The organism is Novosphingobium barchaimii LL02 (genome assembly GCF_001046635.1).
Classification (GTDB): domain Bacteria; phylum Pseudomonadota; class Alphaproteobacteria; order Sphingomonadales; family Sphingomonadaceae; genus Novosphingobium; species Novosphingobium barchaimii.
Window position 1 is genome coordinate 166,877 of sequence record NZ_KQ130457.1, and the last position, 24,822, is coordinate 191,698.

Sequence of the window (24,822 nt, forward strand, 5' to 3'; positions counted from 1 at the left end):
CATCTGCGTGGCATTCGTATGTCCTCAGTTGTAGACATAGGGCGAGGCAAGTCAACAATGGAATGGACCATATTCATTTCACTAATGGAGCGGGTATGTACTGGGCAGTCGCGCTGTAGCCGTAGATATGGCGGCCGGCGCCGCGGGACGCTTTCGCCAGCGATGCCAAAGTTGGAATGGGGGCGGGCCGTGCAATGCGGTGACTAGATCGGCGCATTGCCGAGTCATGGCCGATCGACGATGGCCTGTATCGTTTCAGCAAGCCAATCCCGGGTGGCGTCCAGCGCGTCGCCCTCAAGGCCGGTGAGCGGCAAGACCTGGCGCGCACCCATGTAGCCAAACCACAGCATGTTGATCTGCGATGCGCGAGCCATCGCGCCGGCCCCCCCGCCCAGCCATTGCGCGAGAGGCACGGTTATATGGCGGTGCATCAGTTCGCTGCAAAGTTCTCTTGCGCCGGTATCTGCTGTGGCGAGCATCATCATCGCGAGCGCGCTGGTGACGCCTTCGCCATATATCAGCAGTTTCACGGCCCGCTTGCCGAAGTCTTCCCGGTTACCTTCGATGAACACATCGACCCGAAGGAATTCCTCTACCGCTGCGCGGAACAACCCTTCCTTCGATACGAAGTAGCGCCGGATCAAGGTCGAGTTGACGCCTGCCGCTGCGGCAACTTCACGCACGCCGGTCGTGGTATAGCCTTTTTCCGCAAAGAGCCGTTGGGCGGCGAGGAGGATGTTGCTGCGCGTGCGTGTCGCATCGCGCAGGCTGAGGGTCGGGCTTGTATCAGGCAACGTCATAAGCCGTTTACCTAAGGGCGCGGCGATGCTAAGTCCACCATGTACACATCTGTAGACATGTGGCGGAGAGGATCGAATGACACAGGCCCACGACGATTCGGCAATCGAGAAGCTCGAAGCCGTGCGAGCGAAATACCAGGCGGAAAGGGAGAAGCGGTTGCGTGCGGATGGCACGGACCAGTATCGCCCCCTGTCCGGGATGTTCGACGACTTCGACCGCGATCCCAATGCCGATCCCGGCTTCATGCGGGCGCCGGTGGACGAAGAGGTCGATGTCGCGATCATCGGTGCCGGGATCGGCGGGCTGATGGCGGCGGCCAAGCTGGTCGAGCAAGGTGTGACCAGCCTGCGCATCATCGACAAGGCCGCGGATTTCGGCGGAACCTGGTACTGGAACCGCTATCCCGGTGCGGCGTGTGACATCGAATCCTACATCTACATGCCCATGCTCGAGGAAACCGGGTACATTCCGACAGAGAAGTACGCCAAGGCGCCGGAGATATTCGCGCATTGCCAGCGCATCGCAAAGCAGTACGATCTATACTCCAAGGCGCATTTCCAGACGCTGGTGGAAGACGTGCGGTGGCAAGACGATGCTTCGCACTGGCAAGTATTCACCAACCGCCAGGACATCGTCCGCGCGCGCTTCGTGATCATCGCGGGCGGAATCCTGCACAAGGCCAAGCTGCCGGGGATACCGGGCGTCGAAACCTTCAAGGGCAGGAGCTTCCATACCAGCCGCTGGGACTACGGTTACACCGGTGGCAGCCCGACCACGCCGATGGACAAGCTTGCCGACAAGCGCGTGGCGCTGATCGGGACGGGGGCGACGTCGGTCCAGGTGATCCCCAGACTGGCGGAAACGGCGGGCCAACTCCTCGTTGTCCAGCGCACTCCGTCGACCGTGGGCGAACGCGGAAATCGTGCCACTGATGCCGAATGGGCGAAATCGCTGCAGGCGGGGTGGCAGACCGAGCGGATGGAGAACTTCACCCGTATCGTGGCCGGCCAGTCGGCGGAGGCGGATTTGATCGAGGATGGCTTCACGAAGATCTTTGGCAATAATCCCAATGCGTTGGCCATTTCGACCGTGGACGAGGAACTCATAGACCTGGCGGCCATGGAGGCTGTTCGTGGCCGGATCGAAAGTGTAGTGGCGGACCCCGCCACCGCCGAAGCCTTGAAGCCGTGGTACAACCAGATGTGCAAGCGGCCCTGCTTTCACGACGAATACCTGCCTGCCTTCAATCGGCCCAACGTCACTCTGGTGGATACCGGCGGCAAAGGTGTCGAGCGGATTACCGAAGACGCCATCATCGTGGACGGGGTCGTGCATCCGGTGGATTGCATCATCTACGGTTCCGGGTTCGAAGTGGGCTCGGGCTACCGCAGCAGGCTCGGCTTCGAAATCCATGGTCGCGGCGGGGTCGGCATGACCGAAGCCTGGTCGGGCGGGCCGGGAACGCTGCACGGGATGCTGGCCAGGGGCTTTCCCAACCTGATGATCTTCGACCAGCTGCAGGGTGGTATCGCGATCAACTTCGCGCATTTGCTGACCGAGCTGGCGAACCATGCCAGCTGGCTGATCCGGCACTGCATCGACGCGGGCATTGCCGAGATCGAGCCCACTGCCGAAGCGCAGGAAGAATGGTTCCAGACACTACTCGGCAAGTTGGGGCCGCAAGCGATGTTCTTCGCGCAGTGCACGCCGGGCTATTTCAACTCGGAGGGGCGCATGGATCCGTCCGCGATCAGGTCGATCCCCTATTTCGGGCCGCTTCTCGATTTCATCCAGGTCCTGCGCGACTGGCGAAGCGCAGATAGTCTGGCAGGTCTCGAACTGCGTAGCGGGACGGTCGATGCAGGCTGAACGTCAGGCCGGTCAACCAGGTGCATAAGGGACAGAAAAAGATGAGTTCACGCGAATTCGATGGCAAGGTCGTCATCGTCACGGGCGCCGCTTCCGGGTTGGGACGGGCCACCGCGGTCGCTTTTGCCCAGGCGGGCGCGCGGCTCGCGCTTGCGGATGTCGATGCGCAAGGATTGCAGGAGACGGCGTCGTCGATCGGGGATCTGGGCGGTGAGGCTGTGGCGCTGCCGACCGACATCAGCGATGTCGCGGCGTGCGCCGCCTTGGTCGAGGCGGCTCATGCACGGCTGGGACAGATCGACGTGCTTTGCAACGTCGCAGGGGCGTTCGGTTTTGCCAAGGCGACGGAGATCAGCCCTGAGGCCTGGAACCGCATTTTCGCGGTCAACGTGCGGGGTCCCTTCTTCCTGATCCAGGCCGCTTTGCCGCATCTGATCCGGGCGGAGGGGGCTGTGGTGAACGTCGCGTCTGCTTCCGCGTTCCTCGGTCACGCCTACCTGTCACACTATGCGGCGAGCAAGGCGGCGCTGGTCAATCTTACCAAGTCGCTGGCGATGGAGTTCATCGACCAGCCGGTGCGCATCAATGCCATCGCCCCCGGGGGGATCAATACCGCCATGACGGCGACGCCGTCGGTTCCCGAAGGTATCGATTTCCGCTTGCTTGGGCGTTACACGCCGCTGCGCGGTTCGTCGGAACCGGAGGATCTCACGGATCTAATACTGGTCCTCGCCGGCCCCCGGGGCAAGGCGATACACGGGGCGTGCCTGAATGCCGATCGTGGCATCACCGCAGGCTGAAACCTAAGAAAAATCAACGAAGAGGAGACGAAGGATGCCACACAGCAAATTGGACGATCTTCCCAATGGCGGCGACCGTTGGCCAGCGATCGGCAGGGAGGGCTTTCGGACGGTGAAATGGGGCGACATGGAGGTTGGACTCACTACCGTCCATGCTCCTCTCGACTGCACAGAGTCCTACAAGTTCGGCGGGTTGCCCGGCGGTGTGTGCCCATGCCCGCACTACGGCTACATCTTCGAAGGTCGCATGCGCGCGCAGTATCCCGGAACGGACTGGCCGGAAGAGGTCATAGAGGCGGGGGAGGCCTATTTCATCCCCGCCGGCCACGTCCTGATCTACGACGAGGCGAGCAGAGTGCTTGAGATTAATCCGGCCCATGCGCTGCAGACCTGCATGGACGCGATGCAGCGCGCCCTGGAAAAGGCCGGCGCTTCGGCAGCGCAGGAGTAAGGGCGACGGGCTGGCGGACGAAAACGGCCAGCCCGCTTACCTGCGGACCCGAGGCCATCCGGGCGTCTCTTGCCTCTTCGATTTTCCTCGCGTCATAAGGGTAATGGTCGATGAAGGATCGAGCGGCCAGTGTAGCCGTGGTAACCGGCGCAGCCGGCGGAATGGGGGTTGCGATCGCGCAGAGCCTGGCTGAGCTTGGCCATTCGCTGATACTTTGCGACCTGCAGCCTGCACCGCTGGCGGCAATTGCCAAATCCTTGGAGGGCAGATCGCAAATCACTACCGTATCGGGCGACATAAGCGATCGGGATTATCCCCAACAAGTGATCGCGGCACTGGCGGGCCGCAAGGTTGCGGTGCTGGCGCACGCCGCCGGTGTTTCACCATCGATGGCCAATGGCGACCAGGTCTTCGAAATCAACTTCATGGCCACGAAGCGCCTGGTCGAAGCCTTGCTTTCGAAGATGGCGGTGGGCGGGGTCGCAGTCCTTATCGCATCCAATTCAGGTCAGATCATAGCGCGCCCCCTTTTCGACAAAGCGATCAGAAAGTTCCTGCGGGGCGGAAAATCGCTCGTCCTTCGCCTTATGCTGCGCAATCCGCGGACCGCGTACCCGATATCGAAACGTGCCGTACAGCTCTATGCCCAGGCGGCGTCGCCAGCGTTCGGCAGGATTGGCGCGCGGATCGTGTCGCTATCTCCCGGCATCATCGATACGGCTATGGGCCGCCTTGAGCAACGGGCAGGTCCCGAGATCGACACGATGATAGCGGTCACCCCGATGGGGCGAATGGGGGCGCCTCAGGAGATCGCCTCCGTCGTCGCATTCCTGTCTTCTTCAGCCGCGAGCTACATCACCGGGACCGATATCCTGGTTGACGGTGGGACGGTGGCAGGCATTCAGGAAATGGGCGGCGTGCTGAAACTTGGCCGTGGCTAGGTCGGCTCCCGATCGACAGCCGCATCATTCCTGGATGCGTGCCGCCGTGATGCGCGAGCCCTTGCCGAGCTTTCCGCCATGGCGGGAGAACGAGGCCCAGACTTCGTCGGACGGAGAGATGCCGAGATAGGCTTCCGCTTCCGATGGCGACTCGCCTTCGCGCAGCGACGGGTCGCCATCGCGGTCCAGCGCCACGGAGCGGAACAGCGGCGCGGCGTCGTCGGCGTTGAACGACTCCGCGAGGTAGGCTCCCCATTCGCCGTGCCCGTTGGTGATCCAGACGCGCGGGTTGGTAGGACTGCGCGTGTTCTGCGAACTGATGACGACGTGGCCTTTCTCGCCGGCGATGATGTTGGCCTGGTTGTTGTTGAAGGTGGCGCCCACTGGCATCACCTGGACCCGGCGCGACCAGGTCCGGGCCTTGTCGTGCGAGACGACCATGTAGAGCTTCGCATCGCGGTCGTCGCTCCACAGGGCGTAGACGGTGCCGGCCTTGTCCACCGCCACCCGCTGCTGGCCGTTGAGCAGATTGCAGGCACGCGAATCCGGAAGCGGCTGCTGGCGCCAGGTTTCGCCGAAATCCTCGCTGACGGCGATCATCTCGCGGCAGGTGTTGGCCGGTACGAACGGGTAATCCGAGCGCAGCATCCGCGCCGGCCAGAAACCGATGTATTCGGGGTAGTCGAAATAGATCGTGCCATCCGGCGCCGTCACCCCGGCGCCGCCTTCGGTGGTGACCGAGGCTAGCTGCCTGAGCTTTTTCCAGGTCTCGCCGCCATCGCGCGATCGGTAGACCGGGCGCAGGCCGCCCACCAGCCGCGGTGCTACGCCGAAGTAATAGAGCGAGCGGCCATGAAGTGCGCGCGGATCGTGCCCGGTGACAAGGCGCCCCCAGTCGTACGTGCCGCAACCGACCGCCTTACCGTGCCACGTCTTGCCGAGATCGTCGCTCCACGAAACCACCGCCCCGTCCTTCAAGGGCCCGCAAGAGGCCGCCGTCATGCTGGTGAGGTAATAGAGCCGGTCGGTTACCGCATCGATGTGGACGTAGCCATGTGCGCCCTTGGCTGGATCATCGCCGTTGGCGAGCGCGGGCACGTCGATCCTTGCCCAGCTGAGTCCCCGGTCGTGCGACACCAGCACGCCCCCCGAACCACGGGCGATGACGAGCGTGCCATTGCGGCTGATCTGGATCGAGGGGGACTGGTCGTCGAACCCGGTGTCGTAGCTGCAGCCGATCCCTTCGCGCGCCTGCGCGCGATCTCCGTGCGGCGTAACGGTTCTAGCGCAATAGGGCTCGCGGCGGGCTTCGACCGGACGCTCCGCCTCGGGCCATGACTGGAAGCCGAGCGTGCCCAGGGCGAGGACGGCCATAGCCCCGAACGCCCATGCACGTTGGCGAGAGGTCTGCTCCGCGCGGTTCATGGCCTGTCCGCCTTGATGGGCGAGGCAGCGCCGCCGGGGTGTTCTTCGGCCCTGACGAGGTGTCCCATTATAGCGCGTGCATCGCCCGTGGGGGTGGTCGCGACGAACGCTGCCCACAGCGATCCATCGGGGGCCCACCGCGCGGCGGTGTATTCCTGCGGGCCGCTTGCCCAGCAACAGGGCTCCGGCATGAGCGGCGCGTCGGGCAGGGTGATCGCGGCGGTCTCGAACACCGGCGCGGGCCCCGACACGGCATCGCCGATCGCCATGTAGCCGGTCCAGACCCTCCGGTCGGTGGTGCCGTAATAGGAAACGCCGATCCGCCCGTTCGCGGCTACGGCGAGCGAGGGCAGCACGGCCTGAGCAAGCCCGGACGGTCCGATCCGCGCGGCCCGCGTCCAGGTCCGCGCCTGATCGTTCGACCAGGCGATCACCGGCTGGAACGCCGCGTCGAGCCACACCATGTAAAGCCTGCCGGCAGCGTCGATCCCGATCGCGTCGCTGGCCTGGTTGGCGGCCATTTCCACCGGCACGATGTTCTTGCGGCCATACAGCAGTTGTTCGCGCCAGGCTGGCGAGGCGAGTGCGGCGATGAGCGCGGTGCCGCCGCTGCCCTTCTGCTTCTGAACGCGGCGACGTTCCCATGTCGCGCCTTCGTCGCGCGAGACCGCGACTTCCAGCACTCCGCAGAAATTGACCGGCAAGTAGATCGTGCCGTCGCGCGGATCGACGAGGCCGCGCGCAGCGCCCGAGCCCTGCGGCTGGGTGTAGTCGGTGCAGTCGCCCCGTTTGTAAGGGTCGGAACCCGATGTCCGGAAAGTCCGGCCGCCGTCGCGCGAGGCGAAGCAGCGGGTGCCGGTGAGAAATCCGCCAGGCTGGGTCATGTTGCAATAATAGATGTTGGTGGGATAGCCGGCGCGGCGGGGATGCACCGGCCTGCCCGAGAAGACCTTGTTCCAGTCGTAGCGTTCGTCGGAATCGAAGCTCCCCGATTGCCAGGTCCGCCCCTTGTCATCGCTGCGATAGACCGGCGACGCGCCCAGACCGCTGTAGAAATAGCGATCGGTCACCGGGTCGATGTAGCCGTCGGGAATGCCCTCTCGCGCTTCGCGTGGCAGGTTCCTCCGCGTCCAGGTTTGGCCCTCGTCCGCCGAAACGGCGATCCCGGCAGGATGCAGCAAGACAGACCGCAGCAACGTACCGTCGCGGGCGATCGCAAGGCCGGGCTCTCCCGAGGACACGCCCAGGTCGACGAGGCAGGGCCGGTAGCGCCCCCCCACCAGCGTCTGGCCGCCGGCATGGCGCACGGAGCGGATCGCGGGCAGGCAGCCTGTGGTGTGAGGCTTGAATACCGGCCAGCGCGCCTTCGGAAAGAGCAGCGGCGGCGCGACGAACAGCGCGGCAAGCGCGGCGATACCGGCCAGTCCCAAGGCCAGCGGCATGCGGTTTGCCGTTATGCCATGCGCGGGAGAACCGACGCGATCGCCCCGTTCACGCATCCTGTCGACGGCGACTTTGGTGAAGATGTCGGACATGGGGGCCCGTTCAGACGGGGGAGACTGCGGGCGTACGGGTACGCGCCGCCGGGGCGTTATGGCCGAGCATCAACCACATGCTTGCGGCCGTGATGTAGGCAAACGAAATGATCGCCAGATGGGTCGTCAAGGCGACGGCGAGCAGCGAGGCGATGCCGCAGGCGATGGCAGCCCCGATCGCAGGCGCGATCACGAAACTGCGCAGGCCCGTGAACCCCCGCCAGCGGCAAAAGGCGGCGATCGGAAACGCCAGCACGAACGTGATCAGGCTTGAAATCAGCAAAGTGAACAGCAAGGTGATGATGAGCGATCCCACCGCGCCGCCGAAACTGGCGCCGTCGCCGCCCCGGACGGCGAACTGGACGATCAGGATGGCCAGATAGCCGAGTGTATAGACCAGAGCGTTCACGATGCCGGCAGCGAATACCGCGGTCGCGACTGCCATCATGCGAGGATTATTCATGCCGGTTCCCATTTGCTGAAGCCTTGTACGGTCGCCTGCCTGTGTTCCGGGCGCATTCGTGGAGCGCCCGGAACACAAAGCCCGGCTCCGGTAGTGCTAGAAATGCGCGCTCAGGCGCACGCCGTATTCCGCACCGCGATTGAGCAGTCCCAGCGCGCTGGTGCGCAGCGCCGTCGATGTGCGCGGGATGAAGCTGGTGTAGTATTTTTCGTCGAAGATGTTCTTTCCGAAGATGGTGAGCGTCGCGTTGGCATAGTTGATGTCGAATGAGGCATCGACCAGCGTATGGGCATCGCGCCATTCGACCTCGGTGCCGATCGGGGTACGGCCGATGTAGTTCGCGCTGGCGTGGGCGGCGATCGACCAGTCTTCGGCGATGTCCTGCACAAAGTCCGCCTGGACGTTGAAGGTGTGCGGCGAGAAGCTGCTGACCCTGCGCCTGATCTGGCCTAGCGGGATCTCCTTGTTGCGGATATCCAGGTAGGTGTAGCCGCCGGTCAAGGTGAAGCCCTTGGTTACCCGCCAGGCGCCATCCAGTTCCACGCCGTAGCTGCGGGCCTTGCCGCCGTTGCGCGAGACGACCGTCTGGCCGCCGGTCGGATTCAGGAATATATCGCTCTGCAGGATGTCGCTGTAGTCGGTGTAGAAGCCCGCGACGTTGAGGCGCACCCGTCGATCGAAGAACTCGCTTTTCAGCCCCGCCTCGTAGTTGGTGGTCTTTTCCGGCTGGTAGGAGCGAAACGCGGCCGGCGCGGTGAGCGCGTTGAAGCCGCCGGCGCGGAACCCGCGCGCGACCAGGCCATAGACCATGACTTCCGGGGCGAAGTGGTACGATGCCGAAACCTTCGGCTGCCACGCCTTCGAGACGACGCGCTCGTCGAACCGGGTCACCCCGGCCAGCCCGATCTCGCTACTGACGTTGGTCCTGGTCTCGCGGTCGTACCGCAGGCCGCCGACCAGTTCAAGGTCGCCAAGACTCAGTGTTGCCTGGCCGAACCCGGCGTAGTTGTTGCCGTCCTCGGCCTTGGCGCCGACCGAAAGGGGGCGGAAACCGACCACCGGGAAGCGGGCTTCGGACAGGCTGTCGGACCGGATCTTGTCGTCGGAATAGTAGCCGCCGACCAGCCAACGCAGCGCCGAACCGCTGGCGGGCGAACTGGCGAGGCGCAGTTCCTGCGCATAAGTGTCGCGCTTTAGCAGGCCGGACACGCGCAGGGCCGAAACCCCGGTGAAATCGGCATCTCCAAGCGTATCGACGTTGGCATGGTCGTAGGAACTGAGCGAGGTGATCGTCGCTGTGTCCCCCAGTTCGAGGCTGTTGGTGAAATTCACGCTCGTGTATTTTGACACGATCTTGCCGTTGATGTCCTTGGTGACGTTGTCGATCGGGTCGTTGAGGCCCAGGTTCGTCGTCGAATAGGCGAACGGCGCGGATTGAAGATCGGCGTGGAACAGCGACAGCATGCTGCGCAGGCCGCCCAATCGGGCGACGAACTTGGAGCGGACCGCGAAATCCCGGCGCTCATTCGCGTTTTCGCCCGTCGTCCGGTTCTTTTGCAAGCCTTCCGAATAGCGGTAGAATACCGAGGTACGGTTGCCGAATTCCTCTCCGGCGATCGGAAGGTTGACTGCGGCATTGGCGACGATCTGCGGTCCGCTCGACCCTTCGACCATGAAATCGCCGCCCAGGGTGTCGGTCGGATCGCGCGACACGATGCTGATCGCCCCGCCCATTGTGTTCTTGCCGTAAAGCGTGCCTTGCGGTCCCTTGAGCACTTCGATCCGCTGGGCATCGAAGAAGGGCACCGTGTAGAATGCCGAGGAAGGCTGGTAGACCCCGTCGATGAACATGCCCACGCCGGGCGCCGCGTTGACGTCCGACGATTGCCCGACGCCGCGAATGGAAACCCCGGCGCGCACGTCGGCATCGCTGTCGAACTTCATCGATGAAGCCAGCTTCGTGATCTCCGAGAGGTCACGGATACCGCGCTTCTCGAGCGTTTCGCCAGTAACCGTCGTCACCGACACCGGGGCATCCTGCAGGCGTTCCTCGAACTTGCGAGCGGTGACGATGATGTCTTCGAGGCTGACGCCGTCGCCGGTGCGCGTGGACCGGGTTTCGCTTTCCTGCGCCATCGCGACCGGTGCTGCCCCTGTCATCAGGCCGGTCAGGAACATGGTGCGCGCAGTGATGCCCATCATTTTCAGGTTGTTCATGCTCTCTCCCCCCAAAAGCCCCAACGGCCCTTGTTCTTGTCTGGACTGTGCCTGACCTCGTTCCGGGCGGCGTCAGTCCTTTATTGTCTTTATCCGACGAAGTTATTCCAAATGGAAAATATCTGTCAATTGAAATTCGCATGCGGCATTGCGGCGTCGTTTCTTCGGCCACGGCGTCGCGGGGTGGCGACGGGTGGAGCGGGCCGGGGCAAGAGGGCTTCACCTGATTGGCGAAAGCCCATATTGGGATGATCTCAATGGAAGCTCGAATCAGGAATATTGCGGTGTATGCGCGGGGAGAGGAGACGCGCTCGCGTATCCTGGGCGCCGCAATGCGCCTCTTCGCCACAGTGGGCTTCGACCGGGTCACCACCAGGGCGATAGCCGCCGAAGCAGATGTTCCGGCGCCGTCCCTGCGCTATTACTTCACTAACAAGGAAGGCCTGTACATCGCCTGCCTGGAGCATATCCGGGGGCAGCTGCACGAGGCGATGGAACCGGCGCTGGACGCCGCCGAGCGCCTGCTGGCGCGGGCTGACGCCGAGCGGATGCTGCTGATCGATTCGTTCTGCGCGCTGCAGGAGGAGTATTTCGATCACATGATTTCGCGGCCTGATTCGGCGACGTTTTCGCTGTTCATGGCGCGCCATGACCTTGCCGCCTCTGCGGGGGGCAAGCGCCTGCCCACGGGCGATGGCGCGCCCGCCTACCGCATGGTGAAATGCTTCACGCAGACCATAATGCGCATCAGTAACGGCTCGCTGGACTGGCAGGGCGCCCTGCTCGTGGCGGGCATGGTCAACGGACAGATGGAACCGCTTGTCGCCAAGCGTAGAGGCCTTGCCGACGTCGGCATAGAAATTGCCGGAGAAAGGATGCGCTGGATCAAGCGTACCCTCCGCCAGCAGACGATCGCAGCCCTCCTCCTCCACTGCGACTGACCCCGCAAACTCCAGCTCGTCCCCTCCAAACCGACGGAGAGCACCGTCTCACGGCGATCCGTTTACCACTAACCGGCCTTGGACTTTGGCTGCGTTGGGTGGATGAGTCCGCAAGTCATGGACCTTGCGGTCCGTAAATTTATTCCATATGGAATAAATTGTGGGCCTGGCGTGATCCGGTATCACGCTCTGGACCTTCGTGAGAGGACGTCATGCGCAAACTATCGATCATCACCGCAATTTGCTTGAGCACGCTTTCGGTCCCCGCGCTGGCAGGGACAGAGCATTATTCGACCGCTAAAACGCCGATCAGGGAACTGCTCGCAGATCCGGCGGCAAAGGCTGTTCTCGCCAGGCACTTCCCCGAGTTCGTCAACAATCCTTCGGTTGCCCAAGGTAAGGCCGACCGCTTCACGATCCGCTTCATCAGGAAGTTCAAGCCAAGGATCTTCACTGACGCGCGCGTAAACGCCGCCGATGCCGACCTGGCTAAGCTGCCCGCGCGCTGAACCTTCGAACCGCTTGCATCCATCGACACGGGCCCGTTCGAGGCCATCTCCAGAGGAAATGATCATGAGCCATAAAACCTCGAGTGCGTTTTCACGGCGTGAAGCCATTGTCGCTGCAGGGGCAGGCGCCGCTCTTCTGGCTACCGGTGCGGCCGAAGGTAAATCGTCTGTTCCGCAAGACAAGGTTACCATCTACCACATCGAAGGACGCCGCTCTCAGCGGATTATCTGGCTCTGTGAAGAACTGGCGATTCCTTACGAGGTCAAATTCAAGCGCGGCGATACAATGGCATCGCTCAACATGCTCAAGGCTGTCAATCCGAAGATGGCCATGGCGCCGACCGTGGTTTTTCGCGGAAAGACAATGGTCGAATCGGGCGGCATCATCGAATATCTCATGTCGCAATTTCCGGGAGGCGAACGGCTTGCTCCCAAAACAAGCTCGCCTGACTATGCCGACTATAAGATGTGGATGCATTACGCCGAGGGCACCGCAGCCTGCCGCATCAACGCCGAAGCCATGCGTGAGTTGGCGGACCGTGACCGCACGATCAAACCTGCCACGATAGGCGGCGTTTTCAGGATAGTAGGCGCGCAAGATGTGGTCGATTTCCTCGAAGCCTACATCGCAACCCACCCCTACTTCGGCGGCAACACATTTTCCGCAGCGGACATCATGATGGATTTCGTGGCGACTTACATCAAAACTTTGCCATTCGACCCCGCGACATATCGTAATCTCGATCTATGGCAGGCGAAAGTTCAGGCACGACCGGCATGCCAGCGGGCTTTGTCCATTGGCCTTCCCGATGGCCCGGAAAAACTTCGTTCGCAGCGCAAGTGACTTATCGGGGCTTTATGTCGGACGAATACTGCCTGTCCTCCCCAATCAGTCACCAATCAACATCATGATGTCGGGCGTGTTTGGGGGGCGTTGAAGCTCAGGGCCATTGATTAGTAGCTTAGATCGGATTCAGGCTCCGCGAGGAGACCGAGAATGAGCGCCTTGTATTGGCTGACGAATTATGGCTCCGGCCGGCGCAAGCCTCGCCCAGCCGGGGCTGTATTCGTCATCAGCGAGCGGGCGTGATGCGCCAAACCGTGTTCGAAAGGTCGTCGGCGACCAGCAGCGCGCGGCGGACCGGATCGTAAGTCACGCCGACCGGACGGCCTCGCGCCTTGCCGTCGGGGCCGATGAAGCCGGTTACGAAATCGCGTGGCTTTCCGGAGGGGCGACCGTTGGTGAAAGGAATCCACACGACCTTGTATCCCGCCAGTTGGCGACGGTTCCAGCTGCCGTGCTCGCCCACGAAGGCGCCGTCGGCGTAGTTGCCCCCGAAGCCGCCCCCGGTCAGGAACGTCAGGCCGAGCGCGGCGACGTGTGAGCCGAGGGCATAGTCGGGGGCAATGGCCTTGCGCACCATCTCGGGCTTCTGCGGGTGGACGCGCGGATCCACGTGATTACCGTAGTAACTGTAGGGCCAGCCATAGAACGCGCCCGGCTTCACCGACGTCATGTAGTCCGGCACGAGATCCGCGCCGAGTTCATCGCGCTCGTTGACGACCGCCCAGAGCGCCTGCGTTGCCGGATTGATCGCAAGCGCAGTCGGGTTGCGGATCCCCGAGGCATAAGTGCGATGCGCGCCGCTCTCGCCGTCGATCTCCCAGACGACGGCGCGCTCTTCTTCCAGCGCCATGCCGCGTTCGCCGATGTTGCTGTTCGAGCCGATGCCAACATAGAGGCGGGTGCCGTCGGCGCTGGCGGTGAGCGACTTGGTCCAATGGTGGTTGGGATTGGCGGGAAGTTTCGTCACCACCTCGCCGGGGCCATCAATGCGCGTCGCGCCGTCGCGATAGGAAAAGCGCAACAGGGCGTCCTGATTGGCGACATAAAGATCGCCGTTGATGAGGGCGAGGCCGTAAGGCGCATTGAGGCCGCCGATAAACTCGGTCTGCAATTCGTATTTGCCGTCGCCATCGCGGTCGCGCAGCAGCGTCACCCGGTCGCCGCCCTTGGTGCCGCTCTTGCCGAGGCTCTTGATGTACCCCGCGATCACGTCCTTCGGGCGCAGCTTGGGCGCGCTGCCGCCGAGCCCTTCGGAAACGAGTACGTCGCCGTTCGGCAGGACCAGCATCTGGCGCGGAACTTTCAGGCCGGTCGCGATCGGCGTGATCGTGAAGCCCTGAGGGACACTCGGCGCGGCGCCGTTCCAGCCTGCGGGCCGCGCGATCTTCATTGGCGGCAGCAGCGTTTCCTTCTGCTCGGGTAGCTGCGGGCGGGCACCGGTCTGGTCAAGGTCGGGCGCCTTGCCGCAAGCGGTGAGGGCGAGCGGTGCGGCCAGTGCCAGCATGGTATGTCGCAGCATGGTCATGGGCGCACCTTCCCTGGCATGGTGTAGGCGATCCAGCCCGCAGCCAGCGCGAGCACGGTGGAGATCAGGGAAAGTGCTAGACCGGTAGTGCCAACCGAACTCCAGCCGTCATGGCTGTGCTGGAAGGCATTGACCAGGCCGAACACGAACAAACCCGCCAGCATCGCCGCAAGCCAGCGACCGCCGGCACGGCGCATGGCTATCCGCACGAGCGTCCATGCCAGCGAGAGGCCGGTGAAGACCAGCGCGCCCGCAATCAGCCATGCGGCGAAGTTCGACCACTGTATCTCCGAACTGTTGAGATAGGTCACGTCCGCCGCCAGCGCGCCGGGAAACAACGCCACCGGAAATGCGATCAGGATGCTGTGGATAGGATGCAGCGCCGTGGTAGCGCCGCGCGGAAAGGCTGCTGGCAAGTCGGGTTCCTTCGGTGCCTCGGATCAGGACATGGTCTGCAAATGCGCTGGATCGCGATGGGTTGCCGACTATGCCTTACGGCCCGGCCCACATGGTTCGAAATGGCGGCCGTTGGCGGACAACTCGTGGCTGCTGCTGGCGGCGACCAGCGTTGTCCACGCGCTCGTTCCAGTCGGGGAGGGGTGGAACGCAGATGGCCGAACGGTTGCTTGGGTAGCATAATGCAATGGTCGAGAACTCCCAATTCATTCGCCGGTCGATTAACCGTCAGCGGGCGAGGAGTTCGCGCCGTGTTTTGTGCCAAGGTGAGCGAACGTCGGGTCGGGGCGTGCAACAAGCGGGAAGCGTGGAGCATTGCGTTTGGCGATGTCTTTCACGGGAGCTTGCATACAATGGCCGACTTCGACCTGTATTACTGGCCTGCTCCGTTCCGCGGGCAGTTCATCCGCGGTATCCTCGCTTACGCCGGAAAGGAATGGACGGAACACGACAGCGACGAAATCGGGGAGCTCACGGCCCGCTCGCCCGCCGACCAGCCGGTGCCCTTCATGGGGCCGCCGGTCCTCATCGATAACGCGGGCAAGTTCGCGATCGCCGAAATGCCTGCCATCGCGGTATACCTCGGCGAGACGCTGAATCTCCTGCCGCCATCACCCGAAGGCCGGGCACGGTCGATCAAGGTCGTCAACGATGCCAACGATGTGCTGGACGAACTGACGCTTGACGGTGGGCGCGAGATGTGGACTCCCGGCAAATGGCAGGACTTCGTGCCGCGGCTGGGCCGATGGATGGAAATCTGGGAGGTCACCGGATCGGCGCACGGGCTCCGGGCGGAAAACGGCACTCTGCTCGGGAGCGAAGAACCCGGAGTGGCGGATATCGTCACCGCCGTTCTATGGTCGACGATGGCCGACCGCTTCGGCGTCATCGCGGGACTTCTTGCGGACACGGCACCTCGGGTAGCGGCTCTCACGCGGCGGATGCAGGCGACGCCGCGACTCGCCCGGCTGGCCGAAGACAGCCGAGAGAAATATGGCGACGCCTATTGCGGCGGCGAGATCGAGAAATCTTTGCGCGCCGTCGCGACCGAATGAGCTGCCGTTTAACGCACTGTCGCACGCATCGGTCCGATGAGCGGAGGCCGGGCACCAAATGTGCTCCGGCGGGTTGTGCGAATGCGAGGTAAGGCCACGCATGGCATGCCTGATGCGAAAGGTTCATGCATGACCATGATCGTCAACGGTGAGGCCGCCGAAATCCCGCGCGACCCGCGCGTCTCGCTGCTCGATTTCCTGCGCGACGATCTGAACTTGTCCGGTACGAAAAAAGGCTGCGACCAAGGCGCTTGCGGGGCCTGCACAGTACTCGTCGATGGAGAGCGCGTGCTGTCCTGCCTGTCGCTTGCCGTCCAGATGGAGGGCCGTTCGGTGACGACCATCGAGGGACTGGGGACGCCGGGGCATCTGCATCCCTTGCAGCAGGCCTTTATCGAGCATGACGGCTTTCAGTGCGGCTATTGCACGCCGGGGCAGATCTGCTCGGCCATCGGCATGGCGGCTGAGATCGCGCGCGGGGTGCCTAGCCACGTTACCACCAATCTCGGCGACGACGCCATCCGACTGAGCCACGACGAACTGCGCGAGAGAATGAGCGGCAACCTGTGCCGCTGCGGGGCTTACAACGGCATCGTCGCGGCGATCGCCGAAACCTTTGCCGAAGCCCCCCTTGCGGAGGCGGCCGAATGAACCGGTTCACTTACGCGCGCGCCGCCGATACTTTCGATGCCGTCCGGCAAGGCAGTGATGCCGGGGTGAAGTATCTTGGCGGCGGCACCAATCTCGTCGATCTGATGCGCGAGACGATCGAAAAGCCGGCGAGCCTGGTCGATGTCACCGGCCTTTCGCGCGAGATCGAGGAACTGCCCGGCGGCGGCCTGCTGATCGGGGCGGGGGTGCGCAATACCGCTCTGGCCGAGCATCGTCTGGTGCGCCAACGCTACTCCCTGCTCACCCGTGCGGTGGTTTCGGGCGCCAGCGCGCAGATCCGCAATATGGCGACCGTGGGCGGGAACGTCCTCCAGCGCACCCGCTGCGCCTACTTCTACGATGACGCGGGATCGCGCTGCAACAAGCGCAGTCCCGGCTCTGGTTGCGACGCTATCGACGGCTTCAATCGCAATCACGCAATCCTCGGCGCATCGACGTCGTGCGTGGCGGTCCACCCGTCCGACATGTGCGTGGCGCTCGCAGCGCTGGATGCGATGGTCCATCTGCGCGGGGATGGCGGCGAACGCCGCATCGCGCTCGCAGACCTGCATTGTCTGCCCGGCGACCGGCCGGACATCGAAACAATGCTGGAACCCGGCGAACTCATCACCGGCATCGAACTGCCCCCGGCGTCTGCCATTTCGCGTTCGACTTATCGCAAAGTGCGTGACCGTTCGAGCTACGCCTTCGCGCTGGTTTCGGTAGCGGCGGTGCTGGAGGTCGAGGAAGGACATGTTCGCAATGTGCGCATCGCGCTTGGCGGAGTGGCGCACAAGCCATGGCGCGCGATGCGTGCCGAAGCTGTGCTGCGCGGCGGTCCGGCCGCATCGCTGGCCTTCGCCACGGCGGCCGATGCGGAACTTGCCGAGGCCAGGCCTCTGTCGGGCAATGCCTTCAAGATCAAGCTGGCGCGTCGCACAATGGTCGCCGTGCTTGAGGAACTCGCTGGAGAAATCGCATGAGCATCGTCAGCGACGCCAAGCAGGCGATACAGGGTGCGGTGCAAGGCGCGATGGCGAAGGCCGTCGCACTGGCGCCGGACAACTGGATTCCGGGAGGCGAGCCCGATCCCCTGATCCGAGAGCGCTACGGTCACGTCGGCAAGCCGCTGTCGCGCATCGACGGCCCGCTCAAGGTGTCAGGACAGGCACGCTTCGCGGCGGAATTCCCGATGGATGGCATGGTCTATGCCGCGCTGGTTTTCAGCACCATCGCGAAGGGTCGCATCGCGACGATCGATACGGCGCTGGCCGAAGCCTCGCCGGGCGTCGTCGCGGTGATGGACCATCGCAATGCCCCGCGCCTCGCGCCGCCGCCGGTGTTCATGTCCGCTCCCAAAGCGGCGGGCGGGGATAACCTGCCTATCATGCAAGGCAACGACGTCCGCTGGAATGGCGAGCCTGTGGCGGTCGTGCTCGGCGAAACACAGGAGCAGGCTAATCATGCGGCCTCGCTCATCCGCGTGATTTATGAAGAAGCGCCCGCGCTGACCTCCTTCGCCGAGGCCCGCGGGCAGGGTACTCGGCCCGCAGTGTTCATGGGCCAGTCCCTGCATGACGAGCGCGGCGATGCCGAGGCAGCCTTGGCCAAGGCCGAAGTGCAAGTCGATGCCACGTATCTGACGCCTCGCCACAACCACAATGCGATCGAACTTCACGGTGTCACCGCCGCATGGCAGGGCGATGTCCTGCGCATCCATGATGCCTCGCAGCTGGTTGCCCATACCGCCTGGTCGATCGGGCAGATGTTCGGAATGGCCGAAGACAAGGTGGTCGTTACCTCGCCCTTCGTAGGCGGAGGTTTCGGCGGCAAGTGCCTGTGGCAGCATCAGGTTCTTGCGGCCATGGCTGCGAAAGTCACGGACCGTCCGGTACGACTCGTCCTTTCGCGAGAGGGGGTATATCGCGTGGTCGGCGGTCGCTCGCCCACTGAGCAACGTGTCGCGCTCGGCGCCGACCGCGAGGGACGGCTCAAGGCGTTGATCCACACGGGCGTCACCATCAAGACCGCCACAAACGCGATGCCCGAACCTTTCATCCTGCCGACGCGCAGCGCCTACGCCTCTGACACGCTCAAGCTCGATGTGCAGGTGGTCGAACTGGACATGCTCGCCAACACTTTCATGCGCGCGCCGGGAGAATCGGTCGGCACGTTCGCGCTGGAAAGCGCGATCGACGAACTGGCTGAGGCGCTGGATATTGACCCGATCGAACTACGCATCCGCAACGAGCCTGAGAAAGACCCGAGCACCGGACTGCCGTTCTCGTCCCGCCATATCGTGGAGGCATGGCGCGACGGCGCGCAGCGCTTCGGTTGGGCGCGGCGCGATCCGAGGCCCGGTTTGCGCCGAGAAGGCGAATGGCTCATCGGCATGGGCTGCGCCACCGGGACGTATCCCTATTACCGGATGCCTGGAGGCGCTGCGCGGATCACCCTTACCCGAGACGGCCGCGCCATCGTTGACATCGCGGCGCACGAAATGGGCATGGGCACCGCGACGGCGCAAACACAGGTCACGGCCGAGCGCCTTGGGCTGCCGCTCGACAAGGTGAGCTTCAACTATGGCGACTCCACGCTGCCCGGTGTCGTCCTCGCGGGTGGATCGCAGCAGACCGCCTCGATCGGAGCGGCGGTGGGCGCTGCGCATCGCGATCTGGTGAAGGCGTTGCTCAAGCTCGCAGGCAACGAGTCCCCCGTCGCCGGGCTCGGGCCAGGCGATGTGGTCAGTCGCGAGGAAGGGCTGTGCAAGGCCGACGAACCGTCCAGGCACGAAACTTACACCTCCATCCTTGCCCGTGCGGGACGGGAGACGATCAGTGTCGAGGCCGAGGGGCCGCCGCCCCTTGAGACAATGCACTGGTCGATGCACAGCCATGCTGCGATGTTCTGCGAAGTGCGCGTGAACGCGGTGACCGGCGAACCGCGCGTCAGCCGCTTCCTGGGTTCGTTCGACTGCGGGCGCATCCTCAACCCCAAGACGGCTATGAGCCAGTTCCGCGGCGGCATCATCATGGGGCTCGGCCTCGCGCTGATGGAGGAGACGCAGTTCGACGAGCGAAAGGGCCGTGTGATGAACCCCAGTCTGGCGGAGTATCATGTGCCGGTGCATATGGACGTGCCCGAGATTGATGCGATCTGGACCGACATTCCGGATCCCCATGCCCCGATGGGCGCGCGCGGCATTGGCGAGATCGGCATCACAGGCACCGCCGCCGCGGTTGCCAACGCCATCTATAACGCCACCTGCAAGCGCGTCCGCGACTTACCGATCACCCTCGACAAGCTTCTCTGAGGGGATGGTCATGGCGCATCTTTCCTTTCCCAGCGAAAGCGCAGCCTGGCGGGAGGCACGAACAGGTGCGAACCCATACTAGTTAGGACGGGAAGGAGCACGCGAAGCAATGTGCTCCGTTTCATGCGAGGGAGGAATGAAGCTCACCTGCGCTTTGCGCAGTGATCGTTTGCTTTGTTCAGGCCAGTAAAGGCGGGGAGGGCATGGTTATGAGGGGCGGTGTCAAAATACCCCGTGCGCCTGAACATGGCCAATAGCCTCTGGCGATCGAAATCATCGCATCAGTCCGGCCGCCCGCAGCGCATCCTCGATGACCTTGCGCACACCGCCGGACCGCTGCGCATCATGGGCATGGCTGGCGGGGCGGTGTCTGAGCATCGGCGCCATGGCTTCGCCGATCGAGTTCGCAACCGGCTCCTTCTCAGGCGGGGCGGGTGTGGGCTCGGCGGCTACCTTGGCGGGGGACTTGGCGATACTGCGCGCCAATCCCCAGAAGCGGCAGATCAGCTGCGTCGAGGAGATGTTCGCCTCAAGCATGTAGGCGCCGCTGGCACCGCAGCCATCATGGCTCAGGGTGTCGAGCGGAGTGCCGTGGCCCATGCCGCTGATGGCATATTCCTCGATCACTTCGCGCCCGGATGCGTCAGTCCACGCGCGGCGGGCATGGCCGCCAACGGTGTCGACATGATCCGGCGCGGCACCCGCGCCGTGCAGGGGACGCCACTGATCGATGATCGCCTGCGCGTTGCCGTGGCTCACAGTCGCATCGGCGGTGCCATGCCAGATCGAGACGGTGGGCCACGGGCCGTCATAACCCGAAGCAGCGCGAACCAGCGCGGTAAGTTCCGAAGCGCGCGGGATGCCGTGCCCGCGCATCCGGTCAAACGCCTGCGGGACCGTGCTGGCGCATCCGTATGGCAGGCCAGCGATTATCGCTCCGCCCGCGAACACCTCGGGATAGGCAGCGAGCATGACCGAAGTCATCGCTCCGCCTGCGGACAGGCCGGTCATGAACACGCGCGCCGGATCCAGCCCGTGCTGCGCGGTGACGGCGGCTACCATTTGGCGGATCGAGAGCGCCTCGCCCGCATCGCGGCGGTTATCGCCCGGTGAGAACCAGTTGAAGCACAGGTTGGGATTATTCTGACGCTGCTGCTCGGGGAAAAGCAGAGCGAATCCGAACCTGTCCGCCATGTCCGACCAGCCCGCGCCTATGTCGTAGACGCCGGCGTTCTGGGTACAGCCATGCAGGACGACGACGAGCGCCGCGTTTTTTTCCAGCGCCTGCGGGACGTAGACATGGCCGTTCAGCGCGCCTGGATTCGAGCCAAAATCGGACAGCCTCGTCAGCCGGCTGCCAGCTGCAGGAAAAGCGCTCATGGCTCCGGCGGCGCGCAGGGCTGCGAGCCGATTGATCGTGTCGGAAATCGTCCGCATGCCAATTCCTTTGGGTCAGGGCCGCTGTTACGGCGCCGCGGAGCTTATTTATGTTGCAATGCACAATAGGTGGGGCGCCGCCGTTAGGCTGCAAGGCCGAAACCCGAAAAAGTTGCCCCCGTGCATGGTTCAGCTCTCCTTTCGAATTTGTCCTCAGGCCTCTGGCCGACGTCATGTACTGAAGTCCGGCGTTGACGAGCGATGCCTACCTGCTGCAAGTGCGAGGTGAAGGGGTTCGCGATGCGCATTGTCATTATCGACGACAGCGGCTTGCGTGCGACCGTGCTCGAGGAGGGCCTGCGCGACGCGGGCTACGAAGACATTCACATCGTGCCTCCACGCGGTGCGTTCGTGGCGCGGCTGGAGCGTATGGCCCCCGATGTGGTGCTTATGGACCTTGGCAGCCCCAGCCGCGACACCCTCGAGGAGATGCTTATCGTCAGCCGGGCGCTGGCACGCCCCATCGCGATGTTCGTGGACCAGTCCGACGAGGCGATGATCGGCGCGGCGATCGATGCGGGCGTCTCCGCTTATGTCGTCGACGGGCTGCGCAAGGAGCGGGTCAAGCCTGTACTGGAACTGGCGGTACGCCGCTTCAACGCCTTCTCGCGCATGCAGACCGAGCTGGAGGAGGCGCGCACCGCGCTTGCGGATCGCAAGGTGATCGACCGCGCCAAGTCCATTCTGATGAACCAGCGGGCTCTGTCCGAGCAGGACGCCTATGCGCTTCTGCGCTCGACCGCGATGAACCAGGGCAAAAGGATCGTGGAGGTGGCGCAGGCGCTGATTACCGCCAGCGACCTGCTGGGAGGGATATAATGACGACCAATCTTCGTATCGCCTTCTTGCCGTTGAATGATGTCGCGGTGCTTGCCGCCGCGCGAGAGCGTGGTTTTGCGGAGGACGAGGGCCTTTCGCTCGACCTTGTGCGCACCACAAGCTGGGCGACGCTGCGCGACCGCCTGGTCTACGGCCAGGTGCAGGCCGCGCACATGCTGGCGCCGCTGGCGGTGGCGGTGACGCTGGGCCTCAGCCAGCAGCCGGCCGCGCTGGCGGCGCCGTTCAAGTTGGGCGTCAATGGCAACATGCTGGTCATGGCAAAGGACTTCGCCGCCGCGCTCGCGCCAGACCCCGTGGCCCGCCTCGCCGACCCGCTGGGCACCGCGCACGATTTCGCCGCCGCCATCGGGCTGTGGCGCAGAAAGCCGATCATCGGCGTCGTCCATCGCTTCTCCAGCCACGCGCTGATGCTGCGTTACTGGCTTGCCAGCGCGGGGGTCGATCCCGACCGCGACGTGGTGCTGCGCGTGCTGCCGCCCTCGCTGACGGTGGAGGCGATCCATGCCGGTGAGATCGACGGGTTCATCGCGGGTGAGCCCTGGGGCAGCGCCGCGATCGATTCCGGTATGGCAGAGGCGGTGGCGATCGGTGAGCGCATCTGGCAGCGCGGTGTAGAGAAAGTGCTGGCGTTCCGGGAAGAATGGCTGGAGGAAAACACGGAAACGACCGACCGTCTGCTGCGCGCTCTGGCCCGCGCCGCCGTCTGGTGCGATGCGCCGGAAAACCGCGAGGCGCTGGCCGACATCCTCGCTGAATCACGCTATGTCGGCCAGCCTTCGGACCTCATTCTGCAGGCGCTGCGCGGTACGATCGTCCCGCGCGCGGGCGATGCGTCGGTTTCCAGTCCCGACTTTATCCTGTTCTCGCGCGAAGCGACCCCGTTCCCGTGGCGCAGCCAGGCGCTCTGGATCTATTCGCAACTGGTACGCTGGAAGATGGTGGAGGCATCTGCGGAAACGCAGGCCAGGGCGGCGGCTGTATTCCGCCCGGATGTCTACCGCCGGGCGCTGGCGGGCAGCGATCTGCCTATGCCGGGCGCGAGCATGAAGCTGGAAGGCGCGGTGGGCGCACCGCTGGGCGTAGGTTCGCGCAAAGGCGACCTTATGCTCGGCCCGGACCGGTTCTTCGATGGACGAATCTTCGACCCGGAGCGGATCGAGGACTATCTCGCCGGTTTTGCATCGCAGCATTGAAAATGCCATTCCGTTGAAATCGAGGCAAATTTTGTACCTTGCCAGCATCGCCGAAACGCGGGACTATGGGGATGTCGCGCGATGAAGCGCAACCACATCGGATAGGCCGTCCCAAAGGCGGGACGCCATCCTCACCGACATTCGCAGCAAAGCCGCTGACCGGATTCACCACCATGGTGACATCCGGCCTGCGGCTTTTTTCGTGTTCGCTTCCTGTTTAAATGGGGGACCTACCATGGCAACCGCATTCTGGCGCCCTGACCAAGACAACGATAGCCTTGCAGCAGAAGGCACGGGCACGCCCGCCGTCGGCTTCTGGAAGGCTGGCCATACGCCGACGCTGATCGCAGCTTTTCTCTATTTCGACCTGGCCTTCATGGTTTGGGTCCTGCTGGGCCCGCTCGCCCCCGAGATTTCCAAGACGCTGGGGCTGACGCCGGCGCAAAAGGGCCTGATGGTGGCGCTTCCCACGCTGGCTGGGGCGCTGCTGCGCGTAGTCAATGGCCTGCTTGTCGACCGCATCGGGCCCAAGCGTTCGGGCGCGATCAATCAGGTCATCGTCATCATTGGGCTGTTCTGCGCCTGGTCGATGGGCGTCACCAGTTTCGGCGGCACGCTGGCGCTGGGCGTCATCCTCGGCTTTGCGGGAGCCAGCTTCGCGATCGCGCTGCCGCTGGCCAGTCGCTGGTATCCGCCTGAGCATCAGGGCAAGGCCATGGGCTTTGCAGGCATGGGCAATTCTGGAACCGTCTTCGCAGCGCTGTTCGCGCCGACGCTGGCCAGGATGTTCGGCTGGAACGCGGTGCTGGGCCTAGCCTGTATTCCGCTGACCCTGGTTCTGGCGGTGTACCTGATGCTCGCCAAGGACGCCCCGAACCCGCCCGCCCCGCGCAAGCTGGTGGACTACGCCGCGCTTCTCAAGCAGGCAGACGCATGGTGGCTAATGGCCTTCTATGCCGTGACATTCGGCGGTTTCGTGGGCCTTGCGGCGTCACTGCCGATCTACTTCACCGACCAGTTCGGCCTCAGCAGCGTGGTCGCCGGATATTGCACCGCGGGCTGCGTTTTCGCCGGCTCGCTGGTACGGCCCATGGGCGGGGCGCTGGCTGATAAAATCGGCGGCGTGAAGGCGCTGATGATGGTCTATGCGGTGGCTGCCATCGCGCTTGTCGGCGTATCCCAGGCGCCAAGCCTGATCGCGGCGCTCTGCCTGTTCGTGGTCGCCATGCTGGCACTGGGCACAGGGAACGGATCGGTTTTCCAGCTGGTCCCGCAGCGCTTCCAGGCAGAGATCGGCGTGATGACTGGCCTTGTCGGCATGGCGGGCGGTATTGGCGGGTTCTATCTCGCCAGCTCGCTCGGCCTTGCCAAGCAGTTCACCGGCAGCTTTGCGCCCGGTTTTCTCATCTTTGCCGGCCTCGCGGTCGTGGCCCTTGCCTCGGTGGCGAGGGTCAGGGCCCGCTGGCGCGCGACCTGGAAAACCGGCGCGCGCATCTGAGCCGGTGACAGGGGCGGCGGCACCCAGGCGCCGCTGCCCCATTTTCTTGCTTTCG

Annotated in this window: 22 protein-coding genes; 14 read left to right on the forward strand and 8 right to left on the reverse strand. The window is 64.0% G+C overall.

Annotation, left to right across the window (positions count from 1 at the left end):
* Positions 1–224 precede the first annotated feature (224 nt).
* Positions 225–800 (reverse strand): TetR/AcrR family transcriptional regulator, encoded by a 576-nt coding sequence (locus V474_RS19655; protein WP_059153106.1) that lies wholly within the window; start codon positions 798–800, stop codon positions 225–227.
* A gap of 76 nt (positions 801–876) precedes the next feature.
* Between V474_RS19655 and V474_RS19660 the strand changes: the two genes are divergently transcribed.
* The 4 genes from V474_RS19660 to V474_RS19675 all read left to right on the forward strand — a co-directional run bounded on the left by V474_RS19660 (position 877) and on the right by V474_RS19675 (position 4,862).
* Positions 877–2,670 (forward strand): flavin-containing monooxygenase, encoded by a 1,794-nt coding sequence (locus V474_RS19660; protein WP_201786072.1) that lies wholly within the window; start codon positions 877–879, stop codon positions 2,668–2,670.
* 41 nt (positions 2,671–2,711) lie between these two features.
* Complete coding sequence (locus tag V474_RS19665; protein ID WP_059153107.1) at positions 2,712–3,470, forward strand: SDR family NAD(P)-dependent oxidoreductase; 759 nt, start codon at positions 2,712–2,714, stop codon at positions 3,468–3,470.
* Positions 3,471–3,504: 34 nt separating this feature from the next.
* Complete coding sequence (locus V474_RS19670) at positions 3,505–3,921, forward strand: cupin domain-containing protein (protein ID WP_201786073.1); 417 nt, start codon at positions 3,505–3,507, stop codon at positions 3,919–3,921.
* A gap of 110 nt (positions 3,922–4,031) precedes the next feature.
* Positions 4,032–4,862: an SDR family oxidoreductase gene (locus V474_RS19675; RefSeq protein ID WP_082699897.1), complete on the forward strand. Its 831-nt coding sequence runs from the start codon at positions 4,032–4,034 to the stop codon at positions 4,860–4,862.
* Between the two features lie 24 nt (positions 4,863–4,886).
* Here the strand turns inward: V474_RS19675 and V474_RS19680 are convergent, their stop codons facing one another.
* The 4 genes from V474_RS19680 to V474_RS19695 all read right to left on the reverse strand — a co-directional run bounded on the left by V474_RS19680 (position 4,887) and on the right by V474_RS19695 (position 10,502).
* Positions 4,887–6,287, reverse strand: a complete 1,401-nt coding sequence (locus V474_RS19680; protein WP_169795102.1) for a sialidase family protein — start codon at positions 6,285–6,287, stop codon at positions 4,887–4,889.
* A complete protein-coding gene (locus tag V474_RS26305) occupies positions 6,284–7,822 on the reverse strand; it encodes a sialidase family protein (RefSeq protein ID WP_059153110.1) in 1,539 nt (512 codons plus the stop codon). The genes V474_RS19680 and V474_RS26305 overlap by 4 nt, the downstream gene beginning before the upstream one ends.
* A gap of 10 nt (positions 7,823–7,832) precedes the next feature.
* Positions 7,833–8,285 (reverse strand): hypothetical protein, encoded by a 453-nt coding sequence (locus V474_RS19690; protein WP_148649481.1) that lies wholly within the window; start codon positions 8,283–8,285, stop codon positions 7,833–7,835.
* Between the two features lie 96 nt (positions 8,286–8,381).
* Positions 8,382–10,502 (reverse strand): TonB-dependent receptor, encoded by a 2,121-nt coding sequence (locus tag V474_RS19695; protein ID WP_059153112.1) that lies wholly within the window; start codon positions 10,500–10,502, stop codon positions 8,382–8,384.
* A 284-nt stretch (positions 10,503–10,786) separates the two neighbouring features.
* On the opposite strand from V474_RS19695, the gene V474_RS19700 reads away from it, so the two are divergent.
* The 3 genes from V474_RS19700 (at position 10,787) to V474_RS19710 (ending at position 12,796) form a co-directional block, all read left to right on the forward strand.
* The gene (locus tag V474_RS19700; RefSeq protein WP_059153113.1) at positions 10,787–11,443 is read left to right on the forward strand and encodes a TetR family transcriptional regulator; all 657 of its coding nucleotides are present in this window, start codon (positions 10,787–10,789) and stop codon (positions 11,441–11,443) included.
* Positions 11,444–11,688: 245 nt separating this feature from the next.
* Positions 11,689–11,952, forward strand: coding sequence for a hypothetical protein (locus V474_RS19705; RefSeq protein ID WP_148649482.1), 264 nt, complete (start codon positions 11,689–11,691; stop codon positions 11,950–11,952).
* 64 nt (positions 11,953–12,016) lie between these two features.
* Positions 12,017–12,796: a glutathione S-transferase family protein gene (locus V474_RS19710; RefSeq protein WP_059153115.1), complete on the forward strand. Its 780-nt coding sequence runs from the start codon at positions 12,017–12,019 to the stop codon at positions 12,794–12,796.
* Between the two features lie 229 nt (positions 12,797–13,025).
* On the opposite strand, the gene V474_RS19715 is transcribed toward V474_RS19710, so the two are convergent.
* Positions 13,026–14,318, reverse strand: a complete 1,293-nt coding sequence (locus V474_RS19715; protein WP_059153273.1) for a PQQ-dependent sugar dehydrogenase — start codon at positions 14,316–14,318, stop codon at positions 13,026–13,028.
* 2 nt (positions 14,319–14,320) lie between these two features.
* Complete coding sequence (locus tag V474_RS19720; RefSeq protein ID WP_059153116.1) at positions 14,321–14,740, reverse strand: DUF2231 domain-containing protein; 420 nt, start codon at positions 14,738–14,740, stop codon at positions 14,321–14,323.
* Positions 14,741–15,133: 393 nt separating this feature from the next.
* Here V474_RS19720 and V474_RS19725 point away from each other — a divergent pair, with 393 nt between their 5' ends.
* The 4 genes from V474_RS19725 (at position 15,134) to V474_RS19740 (ending at position 19,799) form a co-directional block, all read left to right on the forward strand.
* A complete protein-coding gene (locus tag V474_RS19725) occupies positions 15,134–15,835 on the forward strand; it encodes a glutathione S-transferase (RefSeq protein WP_059153117.1) in 702 nt (233 codons plus the stop codon).
* A 129-nt stretch (positions 15,836–15,964) separates the two neighbouring features.
* Positions 15,965–16,486: a 2Fe-2S iron-sulfur cluster-binding protein gene (locus V474_RS19730; RefSeq protein ID WP_082699900.1), complete on the forward strand. Its 522-nt coding sequence runs from the start codon at positions 15,965–15,967 to the stop codon at positions 16,484–16,486.
* Complete coding sequence (locus V474_RS19735; RefSeq protein ID WP_059153119.1) at positions 16,483–17,469, forward strand: FAD binding domain-containing protein; 987 nt, start codon at positions 16,483–16,485, stop codon at positions 17,467–17,469. Before V474_RS19730 ends, V474_RS19735 begins: the two co-directional genes overlap by 4 nt.
* The gene (locus tag V474_RS19740) at positions 17,466–19,799 is read left to right on the forward strand and encodes a xanthine dehydrogenase family protein molybdopterin-binding subunit (protein ID WP_059153120.1); all 2,334 of its coding nucleotides are present in this window, start codon (positions 17,466–17,468) and stop codon (positions 19,797–19,799) included. Before V474_RS19735 ends, V474_RS19740 begins: the two co-directional genes overlap by 4 nt.
* 273 nt (positions 19,800–20,072) lie before the next feature.
* On the opposite strand, the gene V474_RS19745 is transcribed toward V474_RS19740, so the two are convergent.
* Positions 20,073–21,236, reverse strand: coding sequence for an extracellular catalytic domain type 1 short-chain-length polyhydroxyalkanoate depolymerase (locus V474_RS19745; protein ID WP_059153121.1), 1,164 nt, complete (start codon positions 21,234–21,236; stop codon positions 20,073–20,075).
* A gap of 240 nt (positions 21,237–21,476) precedes the next feature.
* On the opposite strand from V474_RS19745, the gene V474_RS19750 reads away from it, so the two are divergent.
* From V474_RS19750 to V474_RS19760, 3 genes are all read left to right on the forward strand, one after another.
* Entirely contained in the window at positions 21,477–22,055 is a 579-nt protein-coding gene (locus V474_RS19750; RefSeq protein ID WP_059153274.1) for an ANTAR domain-containing response regulator, read from the forward strand.
* Positions 22,055–23,269: a CmpA/NrtA family ABC transporter substrate-binding protein gene (locus V474_RS19755; protein WP_059153122.1), complete on the forward strand. Its 1,215-nt coding sequence runs from the start codon at positions 22,055–22,057 to the stop codon at positions 23,267–23,269. The genes V474_RS19750 and V474_RS19755 overlap by 1 nt, the downstream gene beginning before the upstream one ends.
* A gap of 235 nt (positions 23,270–23,504) precedes the next feature.
* On the forward strand, positions 23,505–24,767 hold the full coding sequence (locus tag V474_RS19760) for a nitrate/nitrite transporter (protein ID WP_059153123.1): 1,263 nt from the start codon (positions 23,505–23,507) through the stop codon (positions 24,765–24,767).
* Positions 24,768–24,822 lie beyond the last annotated feature (55 nt).

Coding starts and splice junctions, on each gene's coding strand:
- V474_RS19655 (WP_059153106.1), bottom strand. CDS start 800: ATGACGTTGCCTGATACAAGCCCGACCCTCAGCCTGCGCGATGCGACA.
- V474_RS19660 (WP_201786072.1), top strand. CDS start 877: ATGACACAGGCCCACGACGATTCGGCAATCGAGAAGCTCGAAGCCGTG.
- V474_RS19665 (WP_059153107.1), top strand. CDS start 2,712: ATGAGTTCACGCGAATTCGATGGCAAGGTCGTCATCGTCACGGGCGCC.
- V474_RS19670 (WP_201786073.1), top strand. CDS start 3,505: ATGCCACACAGCAAATTGGACGATCTTCCCAATGGCGGCGACCGTTGG.
- V474_RS19675 (WP_082699897.1), top strand. CDS start 4,032: ATGAAGGATCGAGCGGCCAGTGTAGCCGTGGTAACCGGCGCAGCCGGC.
- V474_RS19680 (WP_169795102.1), bottom strand. CDS start 6,287: ATGAACCGCGCGGAGCAGACCTCTCGCCAACGTGCATGGGCGTTCGGG.
- V474_RS26305 (WP_059153110.1), bottom strand. CDS start 7,822: ATGTCCGACATCTTCACCAAAGTCGCCGTCGACAGGATGCGTGAACGG.
- V474_RS19690 (WP_148649481.1), bottom strand. CDS start 8,285: ATGAATAATCCTCGCATGATGGCAGTCGCGACCGCGGTATTCGCTGCC.
- V474_RS19695 (WP_059153112.1), bottom strand. CDS start 10,502: ATGAACAACCTGAAAATGATGGGCATCACTGCGCGCACCATGTTCCTG.
- V474_RS19710 (WP_059153115.1), top strand. CDS start 12,017: ATGAGCCATAAAACCTCGAGTGCGTTTTCACGGCGTGAAGCCATTGTC.
- V474_RS19715 (WP_059153273.1), bottom strand. CDS start 14,318: ATGCTGCGACATACCATGCTGGCACTGGCCGCACCGCTCGCCCTCACC.
- V474_RS19725 (WP_059153117.1), top strand. CDS start 15,134: ATGGCCGACTTCGACCTGTATTACTGGCCTGCTCCGTTCCGCGGGCAG.
- V474_RS19730 (WP_082699900.1), top strand. CDS start 15,965: ATGACCATGATCGTCAACGGTGAGGCCGCCGAAATCCCGCGCGACCCG.
- V474_RS19735 (WP_059153119.1), top strand. CDS start 16,483: ATGAACCGGTTCACTTACGCGCGCGCCGCCGATACTTTCGATGCCGTC.
- V474_RS19740 (WP_059153120.1), top strand. CDS start 17,466: ATGAGCATCGTCAGCGACGCCAAGCAGGCGATACAGGGTGCGGTGCAA.
- V474_RS19745 (WP_059153121.1), bottom strand. CDS start 21,236: ATGCGGACGATTTCCGACACGATCAATCGGCTCGCAGCCCTGCGCGCC.
- V474_RS19750 (WP_059153274.1), top strand. CDS start 21,477: ATGCGCATTGTCATTATCGACGACAGCGGCTTGCGTGCGACCGTGCTC.
- V474_RS19755 (WP_059153122.1), top strand. CDS start 22,055: ATGACGACCAATCTTCGTATCGCCTTCTTGCCGTTGAATGATGTCGCG.
- V474_RS19760 (WP_059153123.1), top strand. CDS start 23,505: ATGGCAACCGCATTCTGGCGCCCTGACCAAGACAACGATAGCCTTGCA.